The sequence below is a fragment of the Pseudomonas delhiensis genome (assembly GCF_900187975.1).
Classification (GTDB): Bacteria; Pseudomonadota; Gammaproteobacteria; order Pseudomonadales; family Pseudomonadaceae; genus Pseudomonas; species Pseudomonas delhiensis.
Window position 1 is genome coordinate 76,714 of sequence record NZ_FZPC01000003.1, and the last position, 14,287, is coordinate 91,000.

Annotated in this window: 13 protein-coding genes and 1 tRNA gene; 10 read left to right on the forward strand and 4 right to left on the reverse strand. The window is 68.1% G+C overall.

All coding sequences use genetic code 11. The features are described from left to right. Positions 1–131: 131 nt before the first annotated feature. From fdnG to CHC02_RS03465, 9 genes are all read left to right on the forward strand, one after another. Positions 132–3,227 (forward strand): formate dehydrogenase-N subunit alpha, encoded by a 3,096-nt coding sequence (gene fdnG / locus CHC02_RS03430; protein WP_090330261.1) that lies wholly within the window; start codon positions 132–134, stop codon positions 3,225–3,227. Beyond that, positions 3,224–4,156 (forward strand): formate dehydrogenase subunit beta, encoded by a 933-nt coding sequence (gene fdxH, locus CHC02_RS03435; RefSeq protein WP_089390116.1) that lies wholly within the window; start codon positions 3,224–3,226, stop codon positions 4,154–4,156. Before fdnG ends, fdxH begins: the two co-directional genes overlap by 4 nt. A 52-nt stretch (positions 4,157–4,208) precedes the next feature. Beyond that, entirely contained in the window at positions 4,209–4,835 is a 627-nt protein-coding gene (locus CHC02_RS03440) for a formate dehydrogenase subunit gamma (RefSeq protein ID WP_089390117.1), read from the forward strand. A gap of 164 nt (positions 4,836–4,999) precedes the next feature. Then, complete coding sequence (gene fdhE / locus CHC02_RS03445) at positions 5,000–5,932, forward strand: formate dehydrogenase accessory protein FdhE (RefSeq protein ID WP_089390118.1); 933 nt, start codon at positions 5,000–5,002, stop codon at positions 5,930–5,932. Between the two features lie 110 nt (positions 5,933–6,042). Next, positions 6,043–7,449, forward strand: coding sequence for an L-seryl-tRNA(Sec) selenium transferase (gene selA / locus CHC02_RS03450; protein ID WP_089390119.1), 1,407 nt, complete (start codon positions 6,043–6,045; stop codon positions 7,447–7,449). Continuing rightward, positions 7,446–9,377 carry a selenocysteine-specific translation elongation factor gene (gene selB, locus CHC02_RS03455; protein ID WP_089390120.1) on the forward strand — a complete coding sequence of 644 codons (1,932 nt, stop codon included), beginning with the start codon at positions 7,446–7,448 and terminating at the stop codon, positions 9,375–9,377. Before selA ends, selB begins: the two co-directional genes overlap by 4 nt. Before the next feature lie 123 nt (positions 9,378–9,500). Continuing rightward, a complete protein-coding gene (locus tag CHC02_RS30140) occupies positions 9,501–9,671 on the forward strand; it encodes a hypothetical protein (protein WP_167364767.1) in 171 nt (56 codons plus the stop codon). A 42-nt stretch (positions 9,672–9,713) separates the two neighbouring features. Further along, entirely contained in the window at positions 9,714–10,112 is a 399-nt protein-coding gene (locus CHC02_RS03460; protein ID WP_135499953.1) for an uS10 family ribosomal protein, read from the forward strand. Between the two features lie 146 nt (positions 10,113–10,258). Next, positions 10,259–10,354, forward strand: a tRNA-Sec gene (locus CHC02_RS03465). A gap of 42 nt (positions 10,355–10,396) precedes the next feature. On the opposite strand, the gene CHC02_RS03470 is transcribed toward CHC02_RS03465, so the two are convergent. The 4 genes from CHC02_RS03470 to CHC02_RS03480 form a co-directional block, all read right to left on the reverse strand. After that, positions 10,397–10,702, reverse strand: coding sequence for an excalibur calcium-binding domain-containing protein (locus CHC02_RS03470; RefSeq protein ID WP_089390121.1), 306 nt, complete (start codon positions 10,700–10,702; stop codon positions 10,397–10,399). Between the two features lie 100 nt (positions 10,703–10,802). Next, positions 10,803–11,405: a GrpB family protein gene (locus CHC02_RS03475; protein ID WP_089390122.1), complete on the reverse strand. Its 603-nt coding sequence runs from the start codon at positions 11,403–11,405 to the stop codon at positions 10,803–10,805. Positions 11,406–11,457: 52 nt separating this feature from the next. Next, the gene (locus CHC02_RS30145) at positions 11,458–11,634 is read right to left on the reverse strand and encodes a hypothetical protein (RefSeq protein ID WP_167364770.1); all 177 of its coding nucleotides are present in this window, start codon (positions 11,632–11,634) and stop codon (positions 11,458–11,460) included. Between the two features lie 156 nt (positions 11,635–11,790). Then, complete coding sequence (locus CHC02_RS03480) at positions 11,791–12,465, reverse strand: M15 family metallopeptidase (protein WP_089390123.1); 675 nt, start codon at positions 12,463–12,465, stop codon at positions 11,791–11,793. Positions 12,466–12,656: 191 nt separating this feature from the next. Here CHC02_RS03480 and CHC02_RS03485 point away from each other — a divergent pair, with 191 nt between their 5' ends. Beyond that, positions 12,657–14,282 (forward strand): methyl-accepting chemotaxis protein, encoded by a 1,626-nt coding sequence (locus CHC02_RS03485; RefSeq protein ID WP_089390124.1) that lies wholly within the window; start codon positions 12,657–12,659, stop codon positions 14,280–14,282. Positions 14,283–14,287 lie beyond the last annotated feature (5 nt).

Genomic DNA, 14,287 nt, shown 5'->3' on the forward strand with positions numbered 1-14,287 from the left:
CGGCCTTTTCAGGCAGAGTGCTCGGCCGCGCCTGCTGGCGCTGCCTGGCGCAATGCGCCAGGTTGGCTATCTTTTAATCAGAGGCGCCTGGCCAGGTACTGGGCGCCCTTTGCCTGATCAGGAGACGCACGATGGACATGAACCGTCGGCAATTCTTCAAGGTCGCCGCCGTCGGCCTTGGAGGATCCAGCCTTGCGGCCCTCGGCATGGCGCCACCGGAAGCCTTCGCCGAACAGATTCGCCACTTCAAGCTCGAACGCACCACCGAGACCCGCAACACCTGCACCTACTGCTCGGTAGGCTGCGGCATCCTCATGTACAGCCAGGGGGATGCGGCCAAGAACGTCACCCAGAACATCATCCACATCGAGGGCGACGGCGACCATCCGGTCAACCGCGGCACCCTCTGCCCGAAGGGCGCGGGCCTGCTCGACTTCATCCACAGCCCCAACCGCCTGAAGTACCCGCAGATCCGCGAGCCGGGCTCCAGCGAATGGAAGCGCATCGAATGGGACGAGGCGCTGGACCGCATCGCCCGGCTGATGAAGGACGACCGCGACGCCAACTTCATCGAGAAGAACGCCCAGGGCCAGACGGTGAACCGCTGGCTGACCACCGGCTTCCTGGCCGCCTCGGCGTCTTCCAACGAAGCCGGCTACATCACCCACAAGGTGGTGCGCTCCCTCGGCATCCTGGGGTTCGATAACCAAGCGCGTGTCTGACACGGCCCGACGGTGGCAAGTCTTGCCCCGACGTTTGGCCGTGGAGCCATGACCAACCACTGGACCGACATCAAGAATGCCGATCTGATCCTCATCATGGGCGGCAACGCGGCCGAGGCGCACCCCTGCGGCTTCAAGTGGGTGACCGAAGCCAAGGCGCACAACAAGGCGCGCCTGCTGGTGGTGGACCCGCGCTTCACCCGCTCGGCCTCGGTGGCCGACTACTACGCGCCCATCCGCACGGGGACGGACATCGCCTTCCTCGGCGGGCTGATCAGCTACCTGATCGAGAACGGCAAGTACCAGAAGGAATACGTCGAGCACTACACCGACGCGGCCTTCATCGTGCAGGAAGGCTTCGGCTTCGAGGACGGCCTGTTCAACGGCTACGACGCCGAGAAGCGCAGCTACCCGGACAAGTCCGCGTGGAACTACGAGCGCGGCGAGGACGGCTTCGCCAAGGTCGACCCGACGCTGCAGCACCCGCGCTGCGTGTTCAACCTGATGCGCCAGCACTACAGCCGCTACACGCCGGATCTGGTCAGCAGTATCTGCGGCACGCCCAAGGACATGATGCTCAAGATCTGGGCCGAGATCGCCGAGACCTCGGCGCCCGGCAAGGCCATGACCATCATGTACGCCCTGGGCTGGACGCAGCACTCGGTGGGCGCGCAGATGATCCGCACCGGCGCCATGGTGCAACTGCTGCTGGGCAACATCGGCATGCCCGGCGGCGGCATCAACGCCCTGCGCGGCCACTCCAACATCCAGGGCCTGACCGATCTGGGGCTGCTCTCCAACCTGCTGCCGGGCTACCTGACCCTGGCCATGGACGCCGAGCAGGACTACGCCGCCTACATCGCCAAGCGCACCGCCAAGCCGCTGCGCCCGGGGCAGCTGTCCTACTGGCAGAACTACGGCAAGTTCCACGTCAGCCTGATGAAGTCCTGGTTCGGCAAGGCCGCCACGGCCGAGAACAACTGGTGCTACGACTGGCTGCCCAAGCTCGACATGCCCGGCGCCGGCTACGACGTGCTGCGGGTGTTCGACATGATGTACCAGGGCAAGGTCAACGGGTACTTCTGCCAGGGCTTCAACCCCATCGCCTCCTTCCCCAACAAGGCCAAGGTCGGCGCCGCGCTGGCCAAGCTCAAGTGGCTGGTGATCATGGACCCGCTGGCCACCGAGACCTCGGAGTTCTGGCGCAACGCCGGCGACTTCAACGACGTCGACACCCAGGCCATCCAGACCACGGTGATCCGCCTGCCCACCACCTGCTTCGCCGAGGAGGACGGCTCCATCGTCAACTCCGGGCGCTGGCTGCAGTGGCACTGGAAGGGCGGCGAGCCGCCGGGCCAGGCGCGCCCGGACATCGCCATCATGGCCGGGCTGTACCATCGCCTGCGCACGCTGTACGCGAAGGAGGGCGGCAAGTTCCCCGACGCCATCCTCGGCCTCGACTGGCCCTACCAGCGGCCGGACGACCCGAGCCCCGAAGAGCTGGCCAAGGAGTTCAACGGCAAGGCCCTGGCCGACCTGGTGGACCCGAAGAACGGCATGGTCCTGGCCAAGGCCGGCGAGCAGCTCCCCGGCTTCGCGTTGCTGCGCGACGACGGCAGCACCGCCAGCGGCTGCTGGATCTTCGCCGGCTCCTGGACGGCCCAGGGCAACCAGATGGCCCGCCGCGACAACGCCGACCCCTACGCCATGGGCCAGACCCTCGGCTGGGCCTGGGCCTGGCCGGCCAACCGGCGCATCCTTTACAACCGCGCCTCGGCCGACCTTTCCGGCAAGCCGTGGGACCCGGTCAAGAAACGCCTGGTGTGGTGGAACGGCAAGGCCTGGGGCGGCACCGACGTGCCCGACTACAAGCCCGACGTGCCGCCGGAAGCGGGCATGAACCCGTTCATCATGAACCCCGAGGGGGTGGCGCGCTTCTTCGCCGTGGACAAGATGGCCGAGGGGCCCTTCCCCGAGCACTATGAGCCGTTCGAGACGCCCATCGGCATCAACCCGCTGCACAGGGACAACCCCAAGGCCACCAGCAACCCGGCCGCGCGGGTGTTCAAGAACGACATGGAAGTCTTCGGCAAGGCCGACGAGTTCCCCTACGCGGCCACCACCTACCGCCTCACCGAGCACTTCCACTTCTGGACCAAGCATTGCCGCCTGAATGCGATCACCCAGCCGGAACAGTTCGTCGAGATCGGCGAGGCGCTGGCCAAGGAGCTGGGGATAGCGGCCGGCGACCGTGTGAAGGTCTCCTCCAACCGCGGCTACATCAAGGCCGTGGCGGTGGTGACCAAGCGCATCCGCCCGCTGCAGGTCGACGGCAAGACCGTGCACCACGTCGGCATCCCGCTGCACTGGGGCTTCGCCGGGGTGGCCCGCAACGGCTACCTGACCAACACCCTGACGCCCTTCGTCGGCGACGGCAACACGCAGACGCCGGAGTTCAAGTCGTTCCTGGTCAACGTCGAGAAAATCAGCGGAGGTGAGGCATGAGCACGCAGGACATCCATGCCCGTTCGGCCACCACCACGCCGATGCCCTCGGTGCGCAACCAGCAGGAGGTGGCCAAGCTCATCGACGTGTCCAAGTGCATCGGCTGCAAGGCCTGCCAGGTGGCCTGCTCGGAATGGAACGAGCTGCGCGACGAGGTGGGCCACAACCACGGGGTGTACGACAACCCCCTGGACCTGACGGCCGACTCCTGGACGGTGATGCGCTTCACCGAGCACGAGAACCCCAACGGCAACCTCGAGTGGCTGATCCGCAAGGACGGCTGCATGCACTGCGCCGAGCCGGGCTGCCTGAAGGCCTGCCCGAGCCCGGGGGCGATCGTGAAGTACGCCAACGGCATCGTCGACTTCAACCAGGACCACTGCATCGGCTGCGGCTACTGCATCACTGGCTGCCCGTTCGACATCCCGCGCATCTCGCAGAAGGACCACAAGGCCTACAAGTGCACCCTGTGTTCCGACCGCGTCAGCGTGGGCATGGAGCCGGCCTGCGTGAAGACCTGCCCGACCGGGGCCATCGTCTTCGGCACCAAGGACGCCATGAAGGAGCACGCCGCCGAACGCATCGAGGACCTCAAGTCGCGCGGCTTCGAGCACGCCGGCCTGTACGACCCCGAAGGGGTGGGCGGCACCCACGTGATGTACGTGCTGCACCACAACGACCAGCCCTCGCTGTATGCCGGCCTGCCCGACAAGCCGGCCATCAGCCCGATGGTCAGCCTGTGGAAGGGCATCACCAAGCCGCTGGGCCTGCTGGCCATGGGCGCGGTGGTGCTGGCCGGGTTCTTCCACTACACCCGCATCGGCCCCAACCGCACGGAAGAGGACGAGGAGCCGGGGCCTGGGCCGGAAGCGCCGGTGCACAAGGTCGACCCCTCGGTGCACAGCTATGACCCGCGTGACCCGCGCTGAGCGGCCATGACGAACCGCCGCGCTCCCCCGGGAGCGCGGCCGGGAGAGCAGCATGAAAAAAGACATCCAACGCTATACCGCCAACGAGCGCAGCAACCACTGGCTGGTGGCGATTCTCTTCATCCTCGCCGGCCTGTCGGGGCTGGCGCTGTTCCACCCGGCGCTGTTCTGGCTCAGCCAGCTGTTCGGCGGCGGGCCCTGGACGCGCATCCTGCACCCCTTCCTGGGGCTGGCGATGTTCGTGTTCTTCCTCGGCCTGGTGCTGCGCTTCGCCCACCACAACCTGCTCGACCGCGGCGACGTGCAGTGGCTCAAGCAGTGGCGCGACGTGGTCGGCAACCGCGAGGAGAACCTCCCCGCGGTGGGCCGCTACAACGCCGGGCAGAAGCTGCTGTTCTGGACCCTGCTGCTGTGCATGCTGGTGCTGCTGGTGACCGGCTTCGTGATCTGGCGCCAGTACTTCAGCGCCTGGTTCGGCATCGACGTCATCCGCCTGGCCGCGCTGCTGCACGCCTTCGCCGCCTTCGTGCTGATCTGCAGCATCATCGTGCACATCTACGCCGGCATCTGGGTCAAGGGCTCCATGGGCGCGATGCTCTATGGTTGGGTCAGCCGCGCCTGGGCGCGCAAGCACCACGCCGCCTGGCTGAAGAGCGTGGACAAGGGCGAGGGCCACTGACCGCCCCGCCGTCCTGTAGGCGCGAGCTTGCTCGCGAACCCCCATGGGCACGGCATCCACCGATACACCGAACAATCCCCTCTCCCTCAGGGAGAGGGCTAGGGAGAGGGGACGCAGACACGGTCTTCAACCCCTCTCCAAAGCCCATCGCAAAGGAGTCCTGCGTGCCAGGCCAAATCCTCGAACCCGGCCAGATCGAAGCCGCCGCCAACATCCCCCCGTTCCTCAGGCTGCCCCCGGCGCAACTCTTCGCCCAGCGCGGCCAGCGCCTGCGCCAGCTCGCCGAAGGCCACCCCCTGGGCGACTACCTGAGCCTGCTGGCCGAGCTGTGCGATATCCAGCAGAACCTGCTCGACGCCCCGCCCGCGTTGCCCATGCCCGACGAGGCCGGCCTGCGCCGCAGCGTCGAACACGGCATGCCGCCGCTGGGCTTCGAAGTGCTGGTGCGCGAAGGCGCCTGGCTGGTCCTGCTCGAGCCGCTGCTGGAGGCCTTCGCCACCACCCCGGCCAGCCCCATCGCCAACGCCCTGCAGCAACTGCGCGAGGCCGACGCCGGCCAGCGCAAGGCCTGGGCCCTGGCGCTGCTCAACGGCCAGTTCGACCTGCTGCCGGCGGCCCTGGTGCCCTTCCTCGGCGCCACCCTGCAGGTCGCCTTCAGCCACTGGCTGCTGCGCCTGCCCGAAGGCCTGCTCAGCGAGCGCGAGGAACAGACCCTCTGCCCGGCCTGCGGCTCGCCGCCGGTGGCCGGCGTCATCCACAACCGCGGCAAGTGCAACGGCCTGCGCTACCTGGCCTGCTCGCTGTGCTCCTGCCAGTGGCACTACGTGCGGATCAAGTGCAGCCACTGCCGGCAGAGCAAGGGGCTGTTCTACCTGTCGGAGCAGCACGACAGCCGCGAGGTCATCCGCGCCCCGCTGCGCGCCGAGGTCTGCCCCAGCTGCCAGAGCTACCTCAAGCAGTGCTACCTGGAGCACGACGAAGCCGCCGAGCCCCAGGCCGACGACCTCGCCAGCCTGGCCCTGGACGTGCGCCTGGCCGAGGAGGGCTACCTGCGCAGCGCGCCCAACCTGCTGTTGTCCCCGGGCGGCTCCGACTGACCTAGACTGCAACCAGGCCCCCCACCCGTAGGATGGGTGGAGGAGCCTGCGACGATACCCATCGCCCGCCGCCCACCCAAATCGCCCCGTGACGACAGACAGGACCGCGCATGACCTCCGCCCGCCTGCCCTCCATCGACCGCCTGCTGCGCAGCCCGGCCTGCGCCCCCCTGCAACAGCGCTACGGCCGCGAAGCCCTGCTCGGCACCCTGCGCGACCTGCTCGACGAACTGCGCGAGCCGGCCCGCCACGGCCAGCTCGCCGCCATCGAACTGAGCGAAGCGGTGCTCGCCGGCCGCGCCGGCGAACGCCTGGCCGCGCACCACGCCAGCCGCGTGCGCCGGGTGTTCAACCTCACCGGCACCGTGCTGCACACCAACCTCGGCCGCGCCCTGCTGCCGGACGAGGCCATCGAAGCCATCACCCTGGCCGCGCGCTACCCGCTGAACCTGGAGTTCGACCTGGCCAGCGGCAAGCGCGGCGACCGCGACGACCTCATCACCGGGCTGATCCGCGAACTGACCGGCGCCGAGGCGGTCACCGTGGTCAACAACAACGCCGCCGCCGTGCTGCTGGCGCTCAACAGCCTGGGCGCGCGCAAGGAAGGCATCATCTCCCGCGGCGAGCTGATCGAGATCGGCGGCGCCTTCCGCATCCCCGACATCATGGCCCGCGCCGGCGTGAAGCTGGTCGAGGTCGGCACCACCAACCGCACCCACGCCAAGGACTACGAAGCCGCCATCGGCCCGCGCTCGGGCCTGCTCATGCGCGTGCACACCAGCAACTACAGCGTGCAGGGCTTCACCGCCAGCGTCGCCACCCGCGACCTCGCCGGCATCGCCCACGCCCACGGCCTGCCGCTGCTGGAAGACCTGGGCAGCGGCACCCTGGTGGACCTGACGCGCTGGGGCCTGCCCAAGGAACCGACGGTGCAGGAAGCCCTGAAGGACGGCGCCGACATCGTCACCTTCAGCGGCGACAAATTGCTCGGCGGCCCCCAGGCCGGGCTCATCCTCGGCAGCAAGGAACTCATCGGGCGGATCAAGAAGAACCCGCTCAAGCGCGCCCTGCGCGTGGACAAACTGACCCTCGCCGCGCTGGAAGCCGTGCTCGGCCTGTACCGCGACCCCGACCGCCTGGCCGAACGCCTCACCACCCTGCGCCTGCTCAGCCGCCCGCAGGCCGACATACAGGCCCAGGCCACGCGCCTGGCGCCGCTGCTCGCCGCGCAACTGGGCGCAGGCTGGGCGGTGGCCGCGGAAGCCGCCCTGGGCATGATCGGCAGCGGCGCCCAGCCGGTGGCGCGCCTGCCCAGCGCCGCCCTGGCCTTGCGCCCGCAGAGCAACAAGCGCCTGCGCGGCCGCGCCCTGCGCGAGCTGGAAGAACGCCTGCGCGGCCTGCCCATCCCGGTGCTCGGGCGCATCGACGACGACGCCCTGTGGCTCGACCTGCGCCAGCTCGACGACGAGGCCGCCTTCCTCGCCCAACTGCCGCTGCTGGCGGAGGGCGAGGCTTGATCGTCGGAACCGCCGGCCACATCGACCACGGCAAGACCGCCCTGCTGCGCGCGCTCACCGGCGTCGAGGGCGACCGCCGCCCGGCCGAGCGCGAGCGCGGCATCACCATCGACCTCGGCTACGTCTATGCCGACCTGGGCGACGGCAGCCTCACCGGCTTCATCGACGTGCCCGGCCACGAGCGCTTCGTCCACAACATGCTGGCCGGCGCCAGCGGCATCGACCTGGTGCTGCTGGTGGTGGCCGCCGACGACGGCGTGATGCCGCAGACCCGCGAACACCTGGCCATCGTCGAACTGCTCGGCATCCCTCGCGCCCGGGTGGCGCTGACCAAGGCCGACCGCGTCAGCCCGCAGCGCCTGGCCGAGGCCCGCGCCGAAGTGGAAAGCCTGCTGGCTGCGGGACCGCTGGCCGGCGCGCCGATCTACCCGGTCTCCAGCGTCACCGGGGAGGGCGTGGACGCCCTGCGCCAGGCCCTGGCCGCAGCCGCCGGCGAAGTGCACGCCCGCTCCACCCGGGGCGGCTTCCGCCTGGCCGTGGACCGCGCCTTCAGCGTCAGCGGCGCCGGCCTGGTGGTCACCGGCACGGCCTTCTCCGGTAGCCTGAAGGTGGGCGACGAACTCCTCCTCGGCAACGCCGGGCGCCCGGTGCGCGTGCGCGGCCTGCACGCGCAGAACCGCGCCGCCGAACAGGCCCACGCCGGCCAGCGGGTGGCGGTCAACCTCGCCGGCGACCGCCTTGGCCCGGACCAGGTCAAACGCGGCGACTGGCTGCTGGCGCCGGAACAGCACGCGCCCACCACCCGCATCGACATCGACCTGCAGCTGCTCCCCGGCGAACCCCGTGCCCTGGCCCACTGGACGCCGCTGCACGTGCACCTGGGCGCCCAGGACGTCACCGGCCGCGTCGCCCTGCTGGAAGACGAACGCCTGGCGCCGGGCGAAAGGGCCTTCGCGCAGCTCGTGCTGAACGCTCCCGTGCAAACCGTGCACGGCGACCGCCTGGTGCTGCGCGACCAATCCGCCCAACGCACCCTCGGCGGCGGCCGCGTGCTCGACCCCTTCGCCCCGGCCCGCAACCGCCGAAGCCTCGAGCGTCTGGCACAACTCCAGGCCCTGCGCGGCGAAGGCCTGGAACAGGCCCTGCCGGTGCTGCTGCAACACGCCGACAACGGCCTGGACCCCAAACTGCTGGCGCGCCAGTTCAACCGCCCCCGCGAAAGCTGGCGGCTGCCCGCCGAACTGGTGGAAATCACCACCCGCGGCGGCCCCCGCCTGTTCACCGGCGAACGCTGGCGCGCCCTTGGCGAACAGTTGCTGCAAGCCCTGGCCCGCTTCCACGTCGAACAACCCGACGAACTCGGCCCCGACCGCGACCGCCTGCGCCGCTACGCCTTCGCGCAACTGGAACGCCCGGTCTTCATCGCCCTGCTGGAACAGGCCCTGGCCGGCAAAACCGTGGAAAGCAGCGGCCCCTGGCTGCACCTGCCGGACCACCGCGTACAACTGGGCACCGAAGACGAAGCCCTGCGCCAACGCCTCTGGCCACTGCTGCTCGCCGGCGCCTACGACCCCCCCTGGACCCGCGACCTGGCCCGCGAACTGCAAGTCGACGAAGCCGCCATGCGCCTGCTGCTGCGCAAACTCGCCCGCCTGGGCCAACTGCACCAGGTGGTGAAAGACCTGTTCTACCCCGACGAAACGATCCGCCAACTGGCCCGACAAGCCCTGCAACTCCACGCCGAACAAGGCCTGATCCGCGCCGCCGCCTTCCGCGACCGCATCGGCATAGGCCGCAAGCGCAGCATCCAGCTACTGGAATACTTCGACCGCATCGGCTTTACCCGGCGGTTCGGCAATGAGCGGAGGGTTCGGGAGGGTTCGGCGTTGGCGCTGGGAGCGGACGTCAATGCAGAGCGAACTGCCTGAGTGCCGCCATCATGGTGATCACCAAGACTGCAGGCCAATGGCGGCAAGGCAGGTCTGATTGCTCAAAAAAGCAGCAGCGCTTACCATGGTGAGCATTGCAATCCCCGTTTCAGGAGGGATTTTATGGTGATGCACCTTGTTGGCCGGCCCGCGGCCAAACCTACCGGCAAGCCCAAGCCCAGGACCAAGAAAGGCGCGCGTGATCCGCTCGCGGTCGTGGAGCAAGCCGCGCGTGCCGGTGATGCCCAATATCAATACTTTGTCGAGACCGGGAAGCTTCCGGACTCTAAGTGAGGTTGCGTGTCGATTGCGCGAGTCTTCGTAACCGACAGCTTCATGAACCTCCCCGCCTGGCACGACCTGTACGTCGATTTCTACAACCTGAAGGTCTGCGATATTCATCCGTCCCATTGGGGGCGTGATGCCTCTCTTTGGCAGGTGCCTTTCGGCCATGTCCAGTTGACCGATAGCCGAGTGGTCCTGCTGCGCTGGAGCAAAATCGGTGATCCCTTCAAACGCACCGTGAAAGACAGCGAGTCGGAGCATGACCTGTGGCTACTCTATGCGCAGGACCTCCCGGAAAACCGTTATTTGATGCTGTCCGTATTCGGCCCTCATGCGCATAAGGACTCGCGCTTCCAAAGCTACATCCGCACATTGAAAGTGGATATAGTCGATCCCTGGCTGGACGGCAGGCTTCATTGCTTCGAGCCGCCGGAAGACTATGAGCCGTAAGTGAAATGGCTGTTGTTCCGGGCTCTTGATGGAAGAAACAGCATTGCTGTTCCTGGCGGTGATGCGTCCAGGGATTTTCGACACTTCTTCGACACTCCACCGGAGTCGGCAACGGAAGCTGGCGAAAAAGCCTTGTAGCTCGATATGGAAGGCAATCACGCCCGGTGGCGTGGCCGGGCTTCAAACCCGGTGGGGGACGGCAGCCGTTCCTGGGTGAGTTCGACTCTCACTGCCTTCCGCCATTTCCCCTGTAACCCCGGCAGCGCCCTTCCTGTGGCGGGCTGCTACATCCTGCACCACTGCTCCTCGCAGGGAATCCCATCCCCGTCCCCATCCATCTTCATCCCCGGACAGCTGCGCAGAAACGCCTTGGCCTCGGCGCAGGAGGTCATTTGCGAGCAGTATCTGCGGCCATCGCAGCGGGCATCGAGGGTGGAACTACCGGAGGGGGCGTTCGCCGCTTCGTCGGCGTCTTCCGCGATGCTCATCGGGGCCGGTTTCGAGCGGGAGAAAGGGTTCTGCCAGGACGGGGTGTCCATGTACTGCCACGCGAGCAGGGCGAGGGCGGCCAGTAGCATCCATTTCTTCATGAGGTTCACCGGGTTCCGGGGGCGGTGCACCGCGTAGGATGGCGTTGAGCGCAGCGATACCCATCATCGGCGGCATGGGTATCGCTGCGCTCCACCCATCCTACGTCCTGGCTCCCTGTACCGATCCACCCGACTCGCCCATCTGCCGTTCGCGCAGTGCCTTGCCCAGTATCCGCGCCACCAGTTCGTCCTTGCCTTGCGTGTAGGCCTCGCGGTCGGTGGGGAAGCGTTCTGCCAGTCGCTCCTTGAGGCGTTGGTATTCGGCGGCGTCCTGCGGATGGTTGCGCAGCCAGTTGCGGAAGATCAGGTGGCGGTCGGCGTCGGCCAGGTTCATCACGTGGACGTGGTGGGTGCGGCCTTGGCCCTGCGGCGGCATGCCCTTGACGAAGAACATCCGCTGCGGCGCCGGGTTGTCGCGCCAGTACTGGTAGCCGAGGGCTTCCAGCGGGGCGACCAGGCTTTGCCAGCCGGCTCCTGGTGGCGGTAGCAGGAGGATGTCGATGATCGGCTTGGCCTTCAGGCCGGGCACCGCGGTGCTGCCGAAGTGCTCGATCTTCAGGCCGGGCAGGGCCAGGGCGCCGGCAATGGCGTCGGCTTCCTCGGCGAAGCGCCGGGGCCAGTCCGGGTTGGCCTCGGCCAGTTCGATGCGGTCGGCCTCGGCGTTGCTCCAGCGTTGGCCGTCGAAGGTGGGGGGCTGGGTCATGGGGTATCCTGGCTGAGGGGCTGTCGTTCGACGTTCGGGCTGGTGCGCAGGTTCATCGTCGTTGTTCGGGCTTCTTCCTCTGTTCCTTGATTCGGTTGCGCAGGTGCTCGAAGAAGGCTGAATCGGCGTGCTCCGTGGGGGCGGATTCGGCGCCGGCCAGAAGGAGGTTTCGCAAGCGATGGCGGTCTTGCGTCCTTTGGCCGTTGGCGTGCGGGTTGGTGGTACTCATGGGCCTTCCCGTTTGCAGGTTTGGGCTGAGCCTATCCTGAGGTGGGCGGGTTGGCCATGCTCTTGTAGGAGCGAGCTTGCTCGCGAACCGCCTCAACTCCGCAATCACCGGATAGCACGTTCGCGAGCAAGCTCGCTCCTACGAAAAGCTGGCAGGCTATTTCACCGGGAAGTCGAAGGCGGTGTTCGGGTAGGGCTCCTGCTTCAGCGTGTAGTGCCACCACTCGTTGGCGTAGGGCTCGAAGCCGTGGCGTTGCATGGCGCTGCGCAGGGTTTCGCGGTTGCGTGTCTGTTGCACGGTGATCAGGCCGGTGCCGTGGTGGGAGATGGGGCCGAAGAAGTCGAAGTGGCTGCCCATGTCCAGTTCCTGGCCGGTTTCGGCGTCCACCAGGGTGAGGTCCACGGTGCTGCCGCGGCAGTGGGCCGACTTTTTGGCGATGTAGCCGTCGCGGAACAGCGCCGCCTTGTCCAGCTGCGGGTAATAGCGCTCCCTGGTGCGGGTGTCGGCCAGGTCCGCGGCCCAGCGCTGGAAGTGGGCCACGGCGCGTTGCGGGCGGTAGCCGTCGAAGAGTTTCAGCGCCAGGCCGCTCAGGGCCAGGTCGCGTTCCACCTCGGCCAGGGCCGTGGCCGCTTCTTTCGTGAGGATCACCCGCGGGCTCTCGTAGCCGTCGATGCGGGTGCCGACGAAGTTGTCGCCGCTGTAGTAGCGCGCTTCGTAGCGGGCGTTCTTCAGGACCTGGTCGAGGTAGACGAAGCCGGGTTGCGCCGGCTGGTCGGCGCTGGCGCCGAGGCTGGCCAGCAGCAGGAGCAGGGCGAGGGCTTGGCGGAGCATCCGGCCTCCCGGGCGTGGGGTTTCTTTCACCCTAGCAGTCCTTTCCTGGGAAGCGTCTCTCGAAATGGAGGGATGTTTCCTACTTAACCCTCAGGTCCAGTTCTCCCCTGGAAGGCCGATCCATTCGCCGAGACGAGCGGATCGCGGTGACGTGGTCCGCGCACGAGTTCGAGCAGCCCAGGAGAAATGCGATGCTCAACCAGTTCCGCGTACGTACCCGCCTGCTGTCGCTGGCGTTCCTGCCCCTGCTGGTGCTGGCCGGGGTGATGGCGCTGGCGGCCTACAACGCCGGCCAGCTCAACGATGACTTCGACGAGCTGTTCAGCGACCGCATGCGGCCGGTGAACCGGCTCAACCTGATTTCCAACGCCTATGCGGTGAACATGGTGGATGCGCTGCACAAGTACCGCGCCGGGGTGATCGACGTGGACGCCTTGCGCGGCGCCGTCGGCGAGGCGCGCAAGACCATCGCGGACTCCTGGCGCCTGGTGCAGGACAGCAAGATGACCGATGCCGAGCGGCAGATGGTGGCCGGCATCCGCGCGCGCATGGCCGAGGTGGACAGGCTGGTGGAGGCGCTGCTGGGGCAGGCCGACGGCAGCCTGCGCAGCGAGAGCGACGGCAGTTTCGTGCGGCGCCTGTATGCGGCCTTCGACCCGCTGGGGGACGCGCTGGAGGAACTGGCGCAGCTGCAGGTCCGCGAGGGCGATACGCTGAACCAGGCCTCCACCGCGCGCTACCAGGCGATGAAGCACAGTTTCGTGGTCATCGCCGTGGTGGTGCTGGTTGGCATGCTGCTGTTCAGCCTGCTGGTCAGCCGTTCCATCAACCGCCCGCTGGAGCAGTTGAGCCGGGTGATCGCCACGGTGCAGCGCAATTCCGACCTGAGCCTGCGCGCCGAGGCCGTGGGCCGCGACGAGCTGGCGCAGACCGCCCGGGCCTTCAACACCATGCTCGAGCACTTCCAGCGGCTGATCCGCCACCTGGGCGGCGCCTCCGTGCAGCTGGCCAGCGCTTCGGAGCAGATGAGCGCCATCAGCGCCCAGGTCAGCGATGCCGCCAACGGCCAGGGCGAGCAGACCGCCATGGTCGCCACCGCCGTGCACGAGATGAGCGCCGCGGTGCAGCAGGTGGCGGAGAACGCCCTGGACATGGCGCGGGTGGCCGAGGACGCGCGCCGCGAGGCGCACCAGGGCACCGCGCTGGTGGAGGCCAACCTGGGGGCCATCGAGCGGCTGTCCCAGGCGGTGCAGGAGAGCGCCGGGGTGATCGACCGCCTGCACAGCCAGAGCGACGAGATCGGCAGCGTGCTTGGGGTGATCCAGAGCATCGCCGAGCAGACCAACCTGCTGGCGCTCAACGCCGCCATCGAGGCGGCGCGGGCCGGCGAGGCAGGGCACGGTTTCGCCGTGGTGGCCGACGAGGTGCGCAGCCTGGCGAGCAATACGCAGAAGGCCACCGAGTCGATCCGCGGCATGATCGACGCGCTGCAGAACGGCGCGCGCCAGGCCGTGGGGGTGATGCAGGAGTCCCGCGAGCGGGCCGGGGAGAGCGTGCGGCATTCGCGCGAGTCCGGTGAGGCGCTGCGGCACATCGCCAACGCCATCGACCGCATCGCCGACGGCAACGCGCAGATTTCCACCGCCACCGAGGAGCAGACCGCGGTGGCCCACGAGATCAGCCAGAACATCACCCAGCTCAACGACAGCATCCAGAGCGTGGTGGAGAACGCCGGACAGAGCGCCGCCGCGAGCCTGGAACTGGCCCGCCTGGCGGTGGAGCAACAGCAGCAGCTGGCGGGCTTCCGGGTGGACTAGGGCGC